The organism is Halioglobus sp. Uisw_031 (assembly GCF_047729875.1).
In the GTDB taxonomy this organism is placed as follows: Bacteria; Pseudomonadota; Gammaproteobacteria; order Pseudomonadales; family Halieaceae; genus Marimicrobium.
This window is the reverse complement of sequence record NZ_CP159826.1, coordinates 916433-932448: the sequence shown is the minus strand read 5'-3', so window position 1 is coordinate 932448 and position 16016 is coordinate 916433. Positions and strand designations below refer to the sequence as shown.

18 protein-coding genes are annotated in these 16016 nt (G+C 51.6%); 11 read left to right on the top strand and 7 right to left on the bottom strand.

Translation table 11 applies throughout. The features are described 5' to 3' along the window. Nucleotides 1-654: a ChrR family anti-sigma-E factor gene (locus ABXT62_RS04390; protein WP_415357375.1), complete on the top strand. Its 654-nt coding sequence runs from the start codon at nucleotides 1-3 to the stop codon at nucleotides 652-654. Nucleotides 655-673: 19 nt separating this feature from the next. Here ABXT62_RS04390 and ABXT62_RS04385 read toward each other — a convergent pair whose 3' ends face one another. Further along, a complete protein-coding gene (locus ABXT62_RS04385) occupies nucleotides 674-1450 on the bottom strand; it encodes an SDR family NAD(P)-dependent oxidoreductase (protein WP_415357373.1) in 777 nt (258 codons plus the stop codon). Between the two features lie 241 nt (nucleotides 1451-1691). Between ABXT62_RS04385 and ABXT62_RS04380 the strand changes: the two genes are divergently transcribed. Next, the gene (locus tag ABXT62_RS04380; RefSeq protein ID WP_415357371.1) at nucleotides 1692-2447 is read left to right on the top strand and encodes a Stf0 family sulfotransferase; all 756 of its coding nucleotides are present in this window, start codon (nucleotides 1692-1694) and stop codon (nucleotides 2445-2447) included. Between the two features lie 45 nt (nucleotides 2448-2492). Here ABXT62_RS04380 and ABXT62_RS04375 read toward each other — a convergent pair whose 3' ends face one another. Beyond that, on the bottom strand, nucleotides 2493-3272 hold the full coding sequence (locus ABXT62_RS04375; protein ID WP_415357369.1) for an SDR family NAD(P)-dependent oxidoreductase: 780 nt from the start codon (nucleotides 3270-3272) through the stop codon (nucleotides 2493-2495). Between the two features lie 407 nt (nucleotides 3273-3679). Between ABXT62_RS04375 and ABXT62_RS04370 the strand changes: the two genes are divergently transcribed. Beyond that, on the top strand, nucleotides 3680-3985 hold the full coding sequence (locus ABXT62_RS04370) for a 4a-hydroxytetrahydrobiopterin dehydratase (RefSeq protein ID WP_415357367.1): 306 nt from the start codon (nucleotides 3680-3682) through the stop codon (nucleotides 3983-3985). Nucleotides 3986-4026: 41 nt separating this feature from the next. Here ABXT62_RS04370 and ABXT62_RS04365 read toward each other — a convergent pair whose 3' ends face one another. The 3 genes from ABXT62_RS04365 to ABXT62_RS04355 form a co-directional block, all read right to left on the bottom strand. Beyond that, entirely contained in the window at nucleotides 4027-4473 is a 447-nt protein-coding gene (locus tag ABXT62_RS04365; RefSeq protein ID WP_415357365.1) for a Spy/CpxP family protein refolding chaperone, read from the bottom strand. A gap of 113 nt (nucleotides 4474-4586) precedes the next feature. Further along, complete coding sequence (locus ABXT62_RS04360) at nucleotides 4587-5525, bottom strand: zinc-dependent alcohol dehydrogenase (RefSeq protein ID WP_415357363.1); 939 nt, start codon at nucleotides 5523-5525, stop codon at nucleotides 4587-4589. Between the two features lie 134 nt (nucleotides 5526-5659). Then, the gene (locus ABXT62_RS04355; protein ID WP_415357361.1) at nucleotides 5660-6865 is read right to left on the bottom strand and encodes a phosphotransferase; all 1206 of its coding nucleotides are present in this window, start codon (nucleotides 6863-6865) and stop codon (nucleotides 5660-5662) included. A gap of 122 nt (nucleotides 6866-6987) precedes the next feature. Here ABXT62_RS04355 and ABXT62_RS04350 point away from each other — a divergent pair, with 122 nt between their 5' ends. Continuing rightward, the gene (locus ABXT62_RS04350; protein WP_415357359.1) at nucleotides 6988-7230 is read left to right on the top strand and encodes an FAD-dependent oxidoreductase; all 243 of its coding nucleotides are present in this window, start codon (nucleotides 6988-6990) and stop codon (nucleotides 7228-7230) included. A gap of 59 nt (nucleotides 7231-7289) precedes the next feature. Next, the gene (locus ABXT62_RS04345; protein ID WP_415357357.1) at nucleotides 7290-8669 is read left to right on the top strand and encodes a phytoene desaturase family protein; all 1380 of its coding nucleotides are present in this window, start codon (nucleotides 7290-7292) and stop codon (nucleotides 8667-8669) included. On the opposite strand, the gene ABXT62_RS04340 is transcribed toward ABXT62_RS04345, so the two are convergent. Next, nucleotides 8629-9207, bottom strand: coding sequence for a TetR/AcrR family transcriptional regulator (locus ABXT62_RS04340; protein WP_415357355.1), 579 nt, complete (start codon nucleotides 9205-9207; stop codon nucleotides 8629-8631). The two genes, ABXT62_RS04345 and ABXT62_RS04340, sit on opposite strands and share 41 nt — an antisense overlap. 124 nt (nucleotides 9208-9331) lie before the next feature. Between ABXT62_RS04340 and ABXT62_RS04335 the strand changes: the two genes are divergently transcribed. From ABXT62_RS04335 to ABXT62_RS04310, 6 genes are all read left to right on the top strand, one after another. Next, nucleotides 9332-10639: a sulfotransferase family protein gene (locus ABXT62_RS04335; RefSeq protein ID WP_415357353.1), complete on the top strand. Its 1308-nt coding sequence runs from the start codon at nucleotides 9332-9334 to the stop codon at nucleotides 10637-10639. A gap of 18 nt (nucleotides 10640-10657) precedes the next feature. After that, nucleotides 10658-11773, top strand: coding sequence for a DUF1214 domain-containing protein (locus tag ABXT62_RS04330; protein WP_415357351.1), 1116 nt, complete (start codon nucleotides 10658-10660; stop codon nucleotides 11771-11773). A gap of 1 nt (nucleotide 11774) precedes the next feature. Beyond that, nucleotides 11775-13013, top strand: a complete 1239-nt coding sequence (locus ABXT62_RS04325; RefSeq protein ID WP_415357349.1) for a sulfotransferase family protein — start codon at nucleotides 11775-11777, stop codon at nucleotides 13011-13013. A 38-nt stretch (nucleotides 13014-13051) separates the two neighbouring features. Beyond that, complete coding sequence (locus ABXT62_RS04320) at nucleotides 13052-13921, top strand: TIGR03619 family F420-dependent LLM class oxidoreductase (RefSeq protein ID WP_415357347.1); 870 nt, start codon at nucleotides 13052-13054, stop codon at nucleotides 13919-13921. 76 nt (nucleotides 13922-13997) lie between these two features. Continuing rightward, complete coding sequence (locus tag ABXT62_RS04315) at nucleotides 13998-14768, top strand: dienelactone hydrolase family protein (RefSeq protein WP_415357345.1); 771 nt, start codon at nucleotides 13998-14000, stop codon at nucleotides 14766-14768. A 49-nt stretch (nucleotides 14769-14817) separates the two neighbouring features. Further along, entirely contained in the window at nucleotides 14818-15672 is an 855-nt protein-coding gene (locus ABXT62_RS04310) for a putative RNA methyltransferase (protein WP_415357343.1), read from the top strand. A gap of 20 nt (nucleotides 15673-15692) precedes the next feature. Here the strand turns inward: ABXT62_RS04310 and ABXT62_RS04305 are convergent, their stop codons facing one another. Next, the gene (locus ABXT62_RS04305) at nucleotides 15693-15989 is read right to left on the bottom strand and encodes a hypothetical protein (protein ID WP_415357341.1); all 297 of its coding nucleotides are present in this window, start codon (nucleotides 15987-15989) and stop codon (nucleotides 15693-15695) included. Nucleotides 15990-16016: the final 27 nt, after the last annotated feature.

Genomic DNA, 16016 nt, shown 5'->3' with positions numbered 1-16016 from the left:
ATGACAAATTTTCACCCAGATCTCGACCTTATCACAGAGTATGCCGCAGGTTCGCTGCCGCTGACTCAGTCAGCCTGTGTCTCGCTACATATCTCTCACTGTAGACGATGTCAGGGAATTGCAGGACAGCTGGCCGACCTCGGGGCAAGTTTGTTCGAAGCACAGGAGCCGGTAGCTGTTGGTGATGCACAGTTGAATGCCGTGCTCGCTAGGCTGGATGAAGAGGTTCCGTTGTCGTACGCCAAAACAAACAAAGATACCAGCAATACGCCTGCAATATTGCAACGTCTGATGTGCGGTGATTTCAGCGATTTGAATTGGAAAAACATTGGGTCCACGTTACGCATCAGCTATCTGCAGGCCGGCGACCCACAGCATGAGCTGGCCATCTACCACTTCAACGCTGGAGGCCGCATTCCTGAGCATACGCATCGCGGCAGTGAAATGACCCTGATACTACAGGGTGGCTTCTCTGACGCTCACGGCAGTTATCACAAAGGCGATTTTTTGGTTCGCCGGCAGGGTGATGTGCACGCACCCACAGCCCTTCAGTCTGAAGATTGCATCTGTCTAGTCGTATTGGATGCGCCGCTAAAGTTCACTGACTGGAAATTTCGATGGATGAACCCCTTCCTGAAATTACGTACCGCCTGACACGTCTTCCCAGTCTCTCTCAGCTGCCAAAAGCAGTACCGCCATCGACTTTAATAATGGCACCGTTAGTATAACGAGAAGCATCTGACGCAAGATAAAGTGCCGCGCCGACAATTTCTTCGGGCTGTCCAGCCCTTCCTAGTGGTACCAGCGCACCCAAGGCAATCTTGACATCTTCAGTCCAAGCAATAGAAATATCCGTCAGAAACGCGCCAGGCATAATGCCATTGCAGCGCACTTTCGGTCCAAAAGTATGGGCCAGACCCTCGGTCAGGTTGTTCAATCCCGCTTTGGCGGCCGCGTAAGGTAATTCCGACGCGCCCGGTGCTACCGCTGCAATACTGCTCACGTTGATAATCGAACCGCCCCGCCCACGTGCCATTTGTTCACCCACGATCGCCGACAAACGGAAGGGGCCAGCAAGATTGACCCCGATTACCTTATCAAACAATTCTCGAGAGACCGTGGCAGGCGATTCGTAACGCGGTGACATGCCTGCGTTATTCACTAGAACATCAATGCGGTCATATTGTTCATAGACTTTTTCCACCATCGCATCACACGCATCCCAATCACCTACATGACACGCAATCGGCAGGCATGTTTGACCGGTTTCCTGCTCGATCAATTCTGCCGCGCGCCGGCAGCCTTCGGCCTTGCGTGAACTAATAACAACTTTCGCCCCCGACTCGGCAAAGGCTCTGCACATTTCAAAACCTAAGCCCCGGCTTCCTCCGGTAACTACAATCACCTTGTCGGTGAGATCAAAATAATGGGCAATTTTATCAGCTTGCATAACGCTATCCCTGACCTGTGAAGTATCGCTAATAGTATTCGCTATCGGAATAGCGATCACAATTCCTTGCAAACAGCATACGTAACTATAGACAGCCTGTCAGTCACCACGCGATGACGTCCAGAGACTTGCTGACTGGACTTAATCGATGAACGTGCTATAACCTGAACCAATCCCCCTATATCAAGCGAATAACCATGATATTTTGTGTAGATAGATCTTACGAGCCACCAGACGTCTCATGCCCATAAGTTTTGTTATCGTTAGCGCGCCCCGCACTGGCAGCACACTGCTGGTGAAGACGCTTAATAGTCTGCCAGGCGTGTGCTGCCATGGAGAACTATTAGGCTCGCAAAATGTGCGCGGCTATGAAGACGGCTTCGATCTCGTCAATGCCAGCAAAAGTGAACGAGAAGAAAGACTGCAGCGCCTTTTGTTAGAACGAGATTCAGACCCGGTAGGCTTTATGCAAAGAGCGCTTTCCAGCGACAACACAGCCTGCGGATTTAAGGCACTGTACAGTGCGTTTTTAAAACCGCAGTGGAATGACGCAAGAACCTGGTTGCTGGCGCTGCCTGACATCCGGTTTATTCATCTCACTCGAAAAAATACGCTCAGACGTTTTGTGTCTGAACAGATTTTTCTTAATGGCGGGCCCAATCACTCGGGAGCTGGCGGCAGGAGCGAAACGCCCATAAAAGTACATATTGACATCGGCGCGTTCGAAAAAAGGTCTGCCGAAATAGAAGCAGAGCGTAGCGCCCTTTGTGCGACGTTATTACATGAAAATGTACTGAACATCACTTACGAAGAACTCTCTACTCATACTGCGTCGACGCTGGCCAGAGTATGTCAGTTTCTTGCATTAGACGACGCCCCACCCAATATCGAACCCGCACTCAAAAAAGTAGGGGCGGCACATCTCAAAGACTCCGTAAGCAATTTTCAGGAATTACGGGACAACAAGGCTACCCGCGATCTGGCACTAATGGATTAAACCAAAACACAAGACCGTTGATACTTGCAACGTGCCGCATTCTGCTCAAGCATTACGAATCGTCACCCCACCGTCCACCACTATCGTCGCTCCGGTCGTAAACCCCGCAGCAGGCAATACAAGCCCCAGCGTCGCATGAGCGACTTCCTCAGGATCGGCATAGCGGCGCAGCACCGTGCGACGATTGGCAAAGGTCGCTTTGTCTTCCTCCGTTATCCCGTCGGTGATTGCAGTACGAATCGGTCCGGGGCAAACGCAGTTAACCGTAATGCCTTCCTTGCCGAGATCAACCGCCATGGCACGGGTCAAACCCACGCTGGCGTGTTTGGCTACGGTATAAGCACTACCGTAACGGGTCGCACCCAACGCCTCAGTAGACGCAATATTCACAATACGGGGATGGAGGGATTGGCGCAGGCTTGGCAACGCCGCGCGAATAGCCCACGCCTGTGCGCCAGCCATCACCGCCAAGGACATATCCCAGGCCTCGGCAAAATTGTCGGCATCCACGGTCGTTGGAATAACCAGTCCCGCATTATTAACCAGAATATCAATCGCACCAAAATGCGCAGCAACCTTCAATACGGCCTGCTCTACCGCGTCCCGGGACGACAAATCTACCGTGAGCGCAAGCACCTCTGCACCGACTGAGCGAATTTCTTCCGCCACCGCTTCCAGACCATCCCCGTTAATATCCATAATTGCCAGTCGTGCGCCTTCATCAGCAAACAAGTGGGCTGTCGCGCGCCCCATGCCACTGGCCGCCCCGGTAACGATGGCGACACTACCACTGATGGAGCGACTGAGCTGACTTAATCGTTTCATTATCACTTCCTCATAGCGCTCAATATTGAGCGTGCCGGCTGCACGATTGCAGTCGCCGCTTCACGCACATGAACCCATCAACACTCTATACTGAGACTAGCGATCTAGCTCCGGCGTACGGGTATTGTTTAGGTCAAATTCATCGGTGGGCGCAAATACGCCTTTGGCCATCAACAACGTTCCCACTCTGGCCATAATGACGCCGAACCAGAACATACTGAAAACTCATAGCAATCTAGGCCCCTGGCACTGTGCCACTCTCGTTCTATCACACGGCTATCCATTCACCTTGCTTGAGAATAGCCTCCAACGACAGTATACCCGGCCCTTGATTTTCCCTACCATTGGATAACACCTGTACAAGAATGCTAATCTACTACCCTACTTAACATCAAGGGACACTCATTATGTCTAGTGAAAAATTGTCACCAACAGCGGTAACGGAGCAATTAACTAAACTGGGGGACTGGCGGCTAAGTGACGGAAAACTGCATCTGCAGTTAGTGTTCGCGGATTTTATTGCGGCATTTGACTTCATGAGCAAAGTGGCGGTGCTAGCGGAAGCAGCCGGCCACCACCCTGAATGGTCAAATGTGTACAATCGGGTCGAAATAGACTTAACCACTCATGACGCAGGGGGGATTACAATGAAAGATTTCGATCTTGCTGAACAAATAAACCGCGTGCTGGCAGAGAATACACCAGACCGATAAAAAACGGCCAACCTGATCGTCGGGTCGGCCGTGGCGTTTGCCTATTGTTCAGCGTGCACGCCTGCCTCTTTATGTTTTTCGTGCGCCGCATTCAATTTAGCCTGCTGCTCCGGCGTCAGAACAGCACGGACCTCCTCTCGCGAACCGCCCTCCTTCCGAATATTCTGGATTTGCGTCTTCTGCTCGTCACTCAGGTCCAGCTGCTGTAAACGACGTTTCCGATCTCCACCTTTGCCCTTGTGCGTCTTACGAAGTTTGGCTACCTTTGCCTGCTGCTCTGGATTAAGTACTGCGTTCATATCTTCGCGACTGCCGCCCGCTTGGCGAATGTCACGCATCTGCTCAACTTGCTCATCTGTCAGTCCCAAATTGTTTTGCATACGCTCTAATTTAGCGACTTTATTACCGCTGGGCGGCTCATCCTCCGATTGTGCCAATACGGCGCTGGAAACGAGTGTCAAACTTAGTGCAAGAATAAGTGCTTTCATATCTGATCTCCAATAGTGTGTCAGGACTTTATTGGAACAAAACTTCATGTAAAACACTGGAAGACTTTGGTTAAGAATTGTTAAAGTTATGGCGCGCCTGTCTCCACAATCGCTTACGGCTCCAACACCACTTTAATTGCACCCGCCTTTCGATTCGCTGCGATAGAGAAAGCCTCTGCGGCGGCGTCGAGAGGCAATCGATGCGTAATCAAAATTCCTGGTAACTCAGGGCGCTGGGCCATCAACTGGGCGGCCGCATCAACGTCGCGCACCAGCCCGTGGCGATCATACATCGAGGAGGCGTAGATTTTCAGGCCCTTCATCGAAACTTCAAATGCAGGCAGACTTACGCCGTCCCAATAAGTGGCCAGCAACAAAATAACACCGCTGGGTTTACACAGGCGAGCAGCCTGCATTAGCGCTCCAGAATTACCGGCGCACTCCACTACCGCATCATATTCTCCACTAGGATTAAGCCCTGCGCCTAAACGCTCGGCAGCGTCTCTTTGCGCGTCGTGTCGGGCGGCAATATCCACCTTGGCGACAAGCGGTGTTAGAATCGCAGCTGCCGCAAGTCCTACCGCACCCGCGCCGATTATAGCTATCCGGCTGGTGGGCTTAATGTCCAGCATGCGTATACCGTGTGTCGCCACTGCTAACGGCTCTACAAGACAGGCATCGGCAGCGCTGACGTTGCTGGGCAAGGGTACAATGCAACGTGCAGGCACGATGATTTTCTCTGCCATACCGCCGTCGCGACCCACACCGTAGACCATTCCTGCACTCAACCGACATAGACTGTAATCGCCCTGCACACACATATCACAGTGCCCACAGGGTGCAATCGGCTCCAATGCCACGGCACGACCATCACTCAAAGTCCCGGCGACCTCATGACCCAGTGTCGCAGCAAGATTAAATCCCGCGTTAAGCATGTGTAGATCGGAACCGCAGATACCTGCCGAACGCACGTTCACGATTACGCCTTCGCCCTTAGGAGCTGGCACATCGACCACATGAACCTGTTTATCGCAACACCGAACTGCTTTCATCGGATAGTATCCTGAGTCAATGGCCTAATGGACGCCGACAGAATCGGCCCGTCAATATTGCTTATACGTCAACTAGTGACTCTAGTCATAGTACCCAAGCCACGCTACAAAGAAAAAAGGGTTTAGGCCGAGGGTCAGTTCAAAAATTCTCGCAGCCAGCCCGCGTAATCTACCCGCTGAACGGCTGCCACGGCGCGCCTCAAAACTTCGGTAAACAGGACGTCCTGCTCTTCGTTAAGCGCACCAAAGCCAATGGTAACAATGATGGTCATCAATGTGTGGAATGTGAAGCTACGGTATTCCTGCCATGTCTGCTCAAGATCAATAGCCGTGCCGTGATGAGCTCGGCGCTGAACGTAGTATTCAACTAATTCTCGCTCATGAGCCGCCAGGGTCGGAGCCGGCAGCGAATCAATAAGGAAGTATTGCACGTCGCGAATACCCTTACCCCAATGTGCAGCCTGCCAATCCAGCATACCCATCTCCTGTCCACTGACGAAGAAGTTACCCAGGTGGCTGTCTCCATGCAGCAAAGACAACGGGCCGGAGAACCAATACCCCAATAAATCGTCCCAGTGGCTGATCGTAAGCCGATACGCCTCTGCGACATCAGCCGGTATTTCGCCAGGGCGTTTTTTCATACAAGGCGTTAGCGCCATACGGTTCAGATTTCGTGCGACTAACCCCATGGTGGGAGAAAGAAAAAGATGGTAACCCAACGGGAGTATCGCCTCGCGCTCTTGGCTACTAAGGTCGTAGTGGCAGGCGTGCAATCGAGCAAAGGTGTCCAGGCAGCCGTAGACCCGCTCCAGCGATGGCCCCTCCATCATGTCCGGATTAATAAATAACTCCACCGTAGGGTCTTCATGGAGGTTTTCCTGCACTAGATAAAAGCGCGAGCCTCGGGAGGCGGTGGCATAGGTGATGGGTGTGCGCAAAGGCAGGGTCTGCGCCACGTGGCGAAAGAAATAGGACTCCAACTGCCAGGAATTGATAATACTAAAAAACCAGCGAGTCGCTAGAGACTCCATCGGCACTTTGACGAACAAACTTGAGGGCAAAGTAGCCTCACCGGCCTGTTCGATCGTCAGTACAAGATTGTGGCAATTGCTGCTCACAGAGGGTATGTCCTGACGCGCTACCGAGTTGATAACGATTGGCGCCGGGTGCGGCTGCAATGCCCCTTCGTTGATCAGGCGAGCCAAGGTGTCAGGCTTGGCAACATCGTCTGCCTTGAAGGGCAAACTACCACCCGTGATATCTCCCACGGCATCCCACACAAGCCGGCAACACGCTTTGAAAACGATCAGAACTAGCTTTACAGTGTTGATTATCACCATCTGAACCCTATGCAAAAAAAATAAATAAACGCTTTTCAAAACCTTGCCGTAATCGGACATTTAAAATAATATGTCCGACAAGGCAGTTATACAAGGCCCCACCCAACGCTGGAGCGCATAGTATGAGCAAACAGACCGAAGCTGACATCTCTGCATCAACAGCTGGTGAAGAGTACGACTGTATCATTGTCGGTGCCGGCCACAATGGTCTTGCGACAGGGTTAGTGCTGGCACGCAATGGACAAAAGGTTCTCGTGCTAGAGAAAAACAACTATGTCGGCGGGATGGGGGGACTCGGGAAATCCTCAAGGGCTGCCTCAATGAAGTCGGCGCGAGCTGCCTGTTTCCTCTCTCTACAGAGATAAAATCATATTTCGATTTCGAATCGCATGGCGTAGAGTTAATCCCACTGCCGGTAATGGCAGTGAATCTGGCAGGCGCCGATGCTCGTCCACTGATTTTGTTTAAGAGTCCGCTGAAGCTTGCGTTTAACGTCCTGCGCAGTTTCGGCCCCGGTGCTATGCTGGGATTCGTCCGGCTGATGAAGTTTTGCCAGTATCCAGCGCAGGTGCTCGATCGCTTCACCGCGCGCAAAGCACCGCGCAAATTGGAAGAGCTTATTGCCGAAGCGAAAACGGCAAAGCAGCGGGAACACTTGGAACTGGCTTTCAAAGGCTCGGCCATGGACATTATCGACAAATTTTTTCCAGATCCGATCAAGCACCGAGAACTGCGCGCCAGCATGGCTTTTGCCGCGGTGCAGGCAACCTACAAAGGACCCTATTCGCCAGGCTCTGGCATGTGTTTAATCTACACTATGGCGCAGGAGGGCTCAGACGGTTTGATGCAACGCGTTAAGGGCGGCATCGGGAAGCTTTCAGACTGCCTTGCCCAGCAAATCAGTGAACTGGGAGGCGAGGTAAGATTGAAGCAGCGTGTTTCACACATTGTTGTGGAAGACAATCGTGCAGTGGCCGTTGAGCTAAAAAACGGACAACGACTGTACGCAGACATCATCGTTTCCAATCTAGATAAACAGGCAACCTTTAACGGTTTACTGGAAAACCATACTCTCAACGAGGCCGACCAAGAGAAAGTAGACGCGTTCACTCACCAAGGCGCGTTTGTACATATGCTGTTTAAACTTAAACGCAGACCCACATATTCTGCCCATCTGAAAAATCTCAATAACATACCTGGCGCCTACTTTGGCGGCGCCATGGTGCTCGATCCTAGCGAACTCCAGCGCAGTTACGAAACCTGTCTGCGCGGCGAACTGCCTGAACATGTGCCACTGGCATTTCAGATACCCACAATAGTCGATCCAACACTTGCGCCACCCGGTTTCCATATCGCAAGTGCCTATGGCTTCTATTTTCCCTGTGAGGCAGATAAGGATAAACGGGGCAAATTAAGAGACCAGATGGGCGAAAAGCTTATTGACCATATCTGCCTGTATATGCCCGACTTTCGTGAGGTCATTGTGGATCAGGCTATTTTTTCATCTGATCATTTTGCCAGCATGCAGGGCGTTACTAACGGTGACTGGACTCATGGCCTGCTACATCCCGACCAAATGATCGGCGATCGCTGTCTTATTGACGGTACCGGCCACACAACACCCATTGACAACCTGTTTCTGTGCGGAGCGTCTTGTCATCCCGGCCCGGGCGTGACATTTCTGCCTGGCTACAACTGTGCACATGAAATAATGGCTGCCACGGTCGCCGGATCAGAAGCAATCGCAGAAACTGCCTCAAAAGTTACTTCAATAACACAGGGACCAGCAGCGCATGCAGCGTAGCGCGCAATTGCACATCACTTTTGACCCAGTTACTGGGCAGCGTGAGAAATGACAATAACAGACGATAGACCCACTCTATCAAAATTTCAGGACGCACAGCGTCCTGCAACAAGTCTGCATCGCGAGCAGGCTGAATAACGTGATCCATCAGTTCCTCCCCGAAACTAACAATAGCGCCGGAACTCCAAATCACGCGGCGCGCTCGGCTGTCGCCCTCCGATGCAAACACCGCGTGCAGCAGTGGCCGCCGAGGAATTTCCTTGATCGCAACTAATAGCCCCTCAACCACTTGGTCCGCAGGATGGGGGTATCTCGCTAACCGCTTGCGGATACAATCGTTAAGCTCAATCATTTCTTCCATAATCGTCGCAACCAACAAGTCGTCACGACCTGGAAAATATCGGTACAGGGTGGAGCGCGCCAGATCAGCACTGGCAGCGACGTCTTTCATACCAGTGGCAGAAATACCATTGGCAAGATAGCAGCGCCTGGCAGCGGCGAGAATGGACACGACCTGATCGGGCTTTGCATCAATCATTGATAAAAAGAATCTCTTTTTGAACACATTTAGTCTGGCATCTTCGGTTAAATGGATGATAGCGTAAAGCGGCGCCGACCACATAAGAGCCAATTATTTAATATTGCCGCAATGAGAATACAGAATGACTACGAACAAAAAATTGCAAGCCATCGATTACCAGCGTACTCCGATGCGCCTCCTCAACGGCGCACTGCGTGGCGCCGGTGCCCTAGGTATCGCTCGTTTTGATCTTAATCCATCGGCGCTAATTGCAGCAGCAAAAAAGAAAACCGGTCTAACCGACTTTGGCGGAGACAGTTTTCTGGAGCCGATGGAGCTATTAGTACAGTCACTAGAAAATGAGGCAGACCTCAATCCTTTAGGCAGGTTTATGAGCAAATCTAGTATTCTGCGCCTGCTAACAGACCGCTTATATGCTCAGGACCTTGTCAAACGCCATCCCGAAATTCTTGCACGCTCGATGCCGGACCCGGTCGCCATTGTTGGCCTTGCGCGCTCTGGCACCACTCGACTACAACGCCTGATGGCATCGGATTCAAACTTCCTGCATCTCAAATCGTGGGAGTCAGTTTATCCGGTGCCGTATCCAGAGTGCTTTACGGCAAGGGCCAATGGGAAAATTGACCCGCGTATCACCGCAGTAGAAAAAGGCTTGAAAGCGGTTCTGTATATGAGCCCACAGATTGCCGCGGTGCACCCGCTGGACACCTTCGAAGTGGAAGAAGAAATTGGCCTAATACAGCATGGTTTTTCAACACAGTTATTCGAGGTATCGGCAAAAATACCAACGTTTGCCGAATGGTTAATGACGCATAACCAGACAGCCGCCTATGAGCATATGGCGCTTCTGCTAAAAATTATTTCATGGTTTCGAGATGATCCCGAGGACAAACCTTGGCTTCTCAAGTCTCCGCAACATATGCAGGACTTAGATGCGCTTTTACAGGTATTTCCCAATGCCAAACTGATTTGCCCACACCGTGATCCGGTCAAAGTGGTTGGTTCTTCATGCTCGATGGTGTGGAACGCCATCGTGCGCGACAGTGCCAGTGTAACGCCTGAATGGGTAGGCCAGGAGTGGCTTAGGAAGACTGAGCGTATGCTGCAGAAAAGCCTTCAAGTACGTGCTGCCAGCGTTCCTGATCAAAATCAGTATGACGTTTTGTATGCAGACATCACTGCAGACTGGGAACATGCAATGCAGGGCATTTACAATTTTTTAGGGCGACCGCTCACACCTGATGCGCGTATTGCAATGCAAGGCTGGCTAGACAGTAATCAGCAGCACCAGCACGGTGCACACAAGTACAGTCTGACTGATTTCGGCCTCGACCCACAGGAGGTTGAGCAGCGATTGATGTTTTATCGTAAACGCTTCAATATTCCTTTCGAATCCACTAACCCTCATACGGCGACAGCCAATAAGTAACACGTTACGGAACCCACTATGACTATTCAAACACAGAGTCGCACTGCCCTAGGCGAATTTATTGAGCTACTGCAAGAGGTCGACACCCGTTGGTCAAGCCCTGAATGGAACCTAAATTCCCCAGAGGACATCGTCGGTTCCCACCGCGCGCTAATGCACATTATAGAAGCGTCTCTAGTGGGAAACTTTGAATTGGATGCCAGTCGTCCAGACTTTCGTCGCATTACGACATCAAGCCGCAAACTCACAGGGGACAACTCAGACGCGATTTATTTCGATGCTCCTGTAAGCCCCGATCACGCCTACGTCATACACGGCAGTATCCATGGAGCAGCCTACTTTTCGCTCACCATCGAGGTGGGCGCTGAAGAAGGACATATGGCAACCAGAACTGCTGGCGTGATTAATGACCAAAACCTGGAAATTGACAGCAATGGCGATTTTACGCTGTATCTGGGCGGCGAACCAAAGGACAAAGGCTGGCTGCCACTTGAGGCTGGCGCCTCTCGGGTTACAACGCGGCATTATTTTGAACACGCAAGTCCTGCCGCTATGGAACCCAACCTAGAGCCGCGTATCCGCATTGAATGTCTGACGGCGAAAGGCGTGCCTGCGGCACCCACTGACGAGTCAGTGTCTGCCGGTATTCGACGCGTCTGCAACGCCATACACGGCAGGACGCTCGGCATGCCACCAATGGCCAACGGCGTACTTCCCTCATTTGTGTCACTGACGCCCAACGAATTTCCACCGCCACAGCCACCCGGTGACTTTGGCCTCGCAGCTTTCGATGCGCACTATTCGATGGCGCCATTTTTTATTGGCCCGGATGAGGCATTGGTCATTACCGGCCGCTGGCCAGACTGTCGTTTCGGCAATGTGTGTCTGTGGAATCGATTTCAGCAGACCTTTGATTTTCGCAGCCGCAGCGTATCCCTAAACCGGACTCAAACAGTATTAGAAAGCGACGGTAGCTTTAAAATGATAATCGCCCACTCAGACCCTGGCCTACCAAACTGGCTTGACACTGAGGGCAACATTTTTGGCTTGGTGTTCTGGCGCTTCTTTTTAGTGACAGGCGACGTCGAAACACCGCAGACAACGTTGATGAAGCTAGCTGATCTAGGGGCCTGAAATGAAAACAGCAATGCCCTTGCCTGTACGATTTCTCAATATGGTCGGGCGCAGCGTCAATGGCATTGGCGTTCAACCCCTCAATCTGAGCCTCAATAAACTGCTGCAGACCGCCACAGACAATACTGGACTCAGTGATTTTGGGGAGAATGATTTTAGGCAGCCACTGGCACTGCTTCTGGAAGGGCTAGAAAAGGAGGCTAACCTTTCGCTACTCGGTCGTATCATCGCCAAGTCTGATCTGGTACGCACACTGGAGAACAGGCTGAATTTTGTCGCACTGTTGAAACAACAGCCTGAGATTGAGGAGCAGCGCATAGAACGGCCGATATTCGTGGTCGGCCCGCCACGTTCTGGCACTACGATTTTTCATGATTTGCTGGTGATGGACCCAGACAACCGTGTGCCCCTTACCTGGGAAACGGCTCGACCGCTGCCGCCGCCGGAAACGGCAACTTATGGCAGTGATCCGCGCATCGCATTGGCAGAGCAGGATCTGAAAAGGGTTGACCAACTCCTGCCACAATTTAAAACAATGCATCCCATGGGCGCCGAACGGGCTCAAGAATGTGTCACTATGACCAGTCATGATTTCACCTCAATGATTTATCTTGTGCAGTTTTACGTGCCCACGTATGACCGCTGGGTCATGGAATGCGATATGCGGTCAGCGCTGAAATGGCATCGGCGCTTCCTGCAGGTCCTGCAGTGGAAAGCACCGGGAAAACGCTGGGCTCTCAAGTCTCCCCAACATTTATGGCATCTACAACACATTCATCGCGAATATCCCGATGCACTGTTTGTGCAAACGCATCGCGATCCAGTGAAAACTGTTATTTCCATGAGCAATCTGGCAGCGACTTTGCATACCCTGTCCAGTGACCGCACCGACCTGAGCAAGGTGACCGCCTACTATGCCAAAGCTTTATCGCAGGGTTACAACAATACCGTCGCCTATCGAAAATCAGGACAACTTCCCGAAAGTCAGGTTGTCGACCTGTACTTCCGCGATTTTATGGCAGACCAAGTGGGCACCGTTCGTCGTGCCTACGAACACTTCGATATAGAGCTGTCTGACAAAGCTGCCACGGCAATGCAATCTTTTCTCGATAACAACCCTGCAGACAAACACGGCAAGCATTTATACAGTCTAGCCAATACGGGCATGGAGGAGGACGAACTGCGTGCACTGTTTACGGAGTACGAAGCGTATTTCGACGTCCCGCGAGAGTCCATTTAAAACGACAGTTTCACTGTACGATATGTGACGGAACCGATATGAAATTCTGGCAAGCTATTACCTGGGCCGAAACTGAACAACTGACTGAAATTGCCCGCTTTGCAGAGGAGATGGGCTTTCATGGACTCATGAGTGGGGATCACGCCGTCTACCCTGAGTCCATCGTTCCGAACTATCCCTATTCTGAAAGCGGTGTGCCGCCGATGCAACCCGATGACGAATACCCCGACCAAACGGCTATTTTCGCGGCCATGGCCGCGGTAACGAGCAAACTCCTTTTTACCTGCGGGGTCTACGTTTTACCGCTGCGCAATCCCCATGAAGTTGCGCGAGCGAGTGCTACCCTTGCGATACTCAGTGACAACCGTTTTATCTTGGGCGTGGGAATTGGCTGGATGAAGGAAGAGTTTGATATCTATGGCGTTGATTTTCACCAGCGCGGGAAGATTACCGATGAAATTATTGAGGTGCTGCAAACCCTTTGGAGTGGCCAAATGGTTGAATATCACGGCGCTCATTTTGACTTTCCGCGAGTACAATTAAGCCCTGCACCCAGTACGCACCCTCCGATCTATGTGGGAGGTTCCAGCGAAATCGCACTGCGGCGCGCGGCGCGCGTTGGAGGCGGCTACATAGGTGCAGGCACGACCCCTGAGGACGTCGGCCCGCTATTACGACGGCTGAATGAACTGCGTCAAGAATATGGACGAGACCACCTACCTTTTGAAGCCATGCTTGGGATCAGCGCCGCCCCCAGCCTGAAACTCTATCAACGATTGGCCGATGACGGACTCGAAAGTACCGTAGCGCCACCGTTCCAGTATGCGCTGGGCAAAAAACACTCTACCGTTGATGAGAAGAAACAGTTCATGGAGACCTATGCGGAAAGTATCGTGCGCCATTTCTGATTTTAAGTGCGAACGGGTGTTACAGTGACGTACGCTGCGTTCGACGTATGAAAAGTCGCTTCACTGGGTATAAACCATGAATCATTCTGCTACACCCATTACCGACTACGACTCAGCTTCCTTTAGTGCCACATGCAGTACCGGACAAACCATCAGCCATGATGTCTATCGCCGTGGTCGCGGTGCACCGATAATAATCATTCAGGAGCTACCCGGCATCGGACCTGAAACAATGCGGCTGGCAGATGAATTTGTTGAACACGGCTTCGAGGTGATACTACCGCACCTATTTGGCCCACTGGAGAAAGTCAGTATCGGCGGCAACCTAGTGCGCGTGTTCTGTATGCGCAAGGAATTCAGCTTGTTTGAGGCGAATGGCTCAAGCCCGATTGTGGACTGGCTAAAAGCGCTATGTCGCGATGTTAAAGCGCAGAGCCAAACAAAGGGTGTCGGCGTTATCGGTATGTGCCTCACGGGCAATTTTGCGATCTCATTGATGGGCGATGACAGTGTGCTGGCCGCTGTCAGTTCCCAGCCATCGATGCCGTTACTAAAACCCACGCAGTTGCACATGTCAGACGAAGACATTACTACCATTCGACAACGTATCGACAACACCGCCCCGATACACGCCTACCGGTTTGCCGAAGACCCTATGTGCACTGCTGAAAAATATCATGCCATTGAAAACGCATTTAACGACCCTGACGCAACACGTGTTATCACCCATACTCTGCCGGGAAAAGGTCATTCGGTGCTTACGCTCGATTTTGTGAATGAGAGCGGCCATCCTACTCGTGAGGCCTTAAACGATATTTTGGCTTATTTTTCAGTACAACTTCAATGAATGGGCGCTGCAGCCACAAGCACTCATTCACAGTGAGTACACTATTCAAATGAAGTTTCTTCACAATAACCTGCTGAAATGTCCGCTAGACCAGCACGCTTTACAGCTTGATGCAGATTGTCTGCGCTGCGAGGGCGGGCATGCTTTTGATATCGCCAGGCAGGGCTATGTCAATCTTCTTGGCGCTGCGGATAAACGTAGTCGAAATCCCGGTGACGGTAAAGAGATGGTGACAGCACGACGTGATTTTCTCAGCGACGGCCACTATCAACCGGTGGCCGATAAGCTGGCAAGCCTCATCAAACCGCAGATCAATGCGGACTCGACCATTGTAGATGCAGGCTGCGGTGAGGGATATTATCTAGAACAACTGGCGACCCAGATCGCATCCTCCAGTCATTGTAGGCCTTCAATTATTGGCTTTGATATCTCCAAATGGGCAGTACAGGCCGCAACACGCCGACTTGCTGCCACTTGGCTGGTCGCCAGCAATCGCAACATTCCTCTGGCACCACACAGTGTCGATTGTCTGCTTAGCTTATTTGGATTCCCCGTGTTCAACTCTTTTCGATCCGTACTGAAGAAAGAGGGGACCTTACTGATGGTCGATGCGGGGCCACAACATCTCATCGAGCTACGCAAAATTATCTACCCGGAAGTCAGACGCTCCGAATCAACGATGTTGACCCAGGCCTGCGCAGCGGGTTTCTCGGAAGGGGAAACGTCAACATTACAGTTTCAAACTGACCCTTTGAGCCAGCTACAAATCCATCAACTGCTCAGCATGACTCCCCACCTCTTTCGTGCCACTCGGGAGGGAAAGGAACGTGCGGCACGTCTGGATCACTTTCCAGTCACCGTGGATATAGTTTTTCAACGGCTACACAAGGGCGGGAATACCTGAAAAAAATTTTAGCCAATTGATTATGGTTTCTGGCTATAGCGTGACACCGTTGGTTCCAGTAGCGACTGCCAAAGCCGATAACCTGAACCTGCGAGGTGTGTCTCGTCAAACGTCAACTCATCACGAAGCGAGCCATCGGGGTGAAGTGGAAAACTCTCGAAGAAACAGACTCTCGCATCATAGATTGTCTGCACAAATTGACGAATAAGCATATCTGAGAGCAGCGTCACTATCATACGTTCAGTCTCCCGCTTGGCATGATCTCGTTCTGCGCTCAGCTGCATTCGAGGCTTACTACCCCGATTGGTATCCGACACTGAACCACCCTATCATTGATATCTATA

What these genes read in the sequence shown, in the direction of transcription:
- ABXT62_RS04355 (WP_415357361.1), bottom strand. Translation starts at nt 6,865, where the DNA reads ATGGTGATAATCAACACTGTAAAGCTAGTTCTGATCGTTTTCAAAGCG.
- ABXT62_RS04375 (WP_415357369.1), bottom strand. Translation starts at nt 3,272, where the DNA reads ATGAAACGATTAAGTCAGCTCAGTCGCTCCATCAGTGGTAGTGTCGCC.
- ABXT62_RS04365 (WP_415357365.1), bottom strand. Translation starts at nt 4,473, where the DNA reads ATGAAAGCACTTATTCTTGCACTAAGTTTGACACTCGTTTCCAGCGCC.
- ABXT62_RS04380 (WP_415357371.1), top strand. Translation starts at nt 1,692, where the DNA reads ATGCCCATAAGTTTTGTTATCGTTAGCGCGCCCCGCACTGGCAGCACA.
- ABXT62_RS04390 (WP_415357375.1), top strand. Translation starts at nt 1, where the DNA reads ATGACAAATTTTCACCCAGATCTCGACCTTATCACAGAGTATGCCGCA.
- ABXT62_RS04330 (WP_415357351.1), top strand. Translation starts at nt 10,658, where the DNA reads ATGACTATTCAAACACAGAGTCGCACTGCCCTAGGCGAATTTATTGAG.
- ABXT62_RS04335 (WP_415357353.1), top strand. Translation starts at nt 9,332, where the DNA reads ATGACTACGAACAAAAAATTGCAAGCCATCGATTACCAGCGTACTCCG.
- ABXT62_RS04360 (WP_415357363.1), bottom strand. Translation starts at nt 5,525, where the DNA reads ATGAAAGCAGTTCGGTGTTGCGATAAACAGGTTCATGTGGTCGATGTG.
- ABXT62_RS04310 (WP_415357343.1), top strand. Translation starts at nt 14,818, where the DNA reads ATGAAGTTTCTTCACAATAACCTGCTGAAATGTCCGCTAGACCAGCAC.
- ABXT62_RS04385 (WP_415357373.1), bottom strand. Translation starts at nt 1,450, where the DNA reads ATGCAAGCTGATAAAATTGCCCATTATTTTGATCTCACCGACAAGGTG.
- ABXT62_RS04320 (WP_415357347.1), top strand. Translation starts at nt 13,052, where the DNA reads ATGAAATTCTGGCAAGCTATTACCTGGGCCGAAACTGAACAACTGACT.
- ABXT62_RS04340 (WP_415357355.1), bottom strand. Translation starts at nt 9,207, where the DNA reads ATGATTGATGCAAAGCCCGATCAGGTCGTGTCCATTCTCGCCGCTGCC.
- ABXT62_RS04325 (WP_415357349.1), top strand. Translation starts at nt 11,775, where the DNA reads ATGAAAACAGCAATGCCCTTGCCTGTACGATTTCTCAATATGGTCGGG.
- ABXT62_RS04350 (WP_415357359.1), top strand. Translation starts at nt 6,988, where the DNA reads ATGAGCAAACAGACCGAAGCTGACATCTCTGCATCAACAGCTGGTGAA.
- ABXT62_RS04370 (WP_415357367.1), top strand. Translation starts at nt 3,680, where the DNA reads ATGTCTAGTGAAAAATTGTCACCAACAGCGGTAACGGAGCAATTAACT.
- ABXT62_RS04315 (WP_415357345.1), top strand. Translation starts at nt 13,998, where the DNA reads ATGAATCATTCTGCTACACCCATTACCGACTACGACTCAGCTTCCTTT.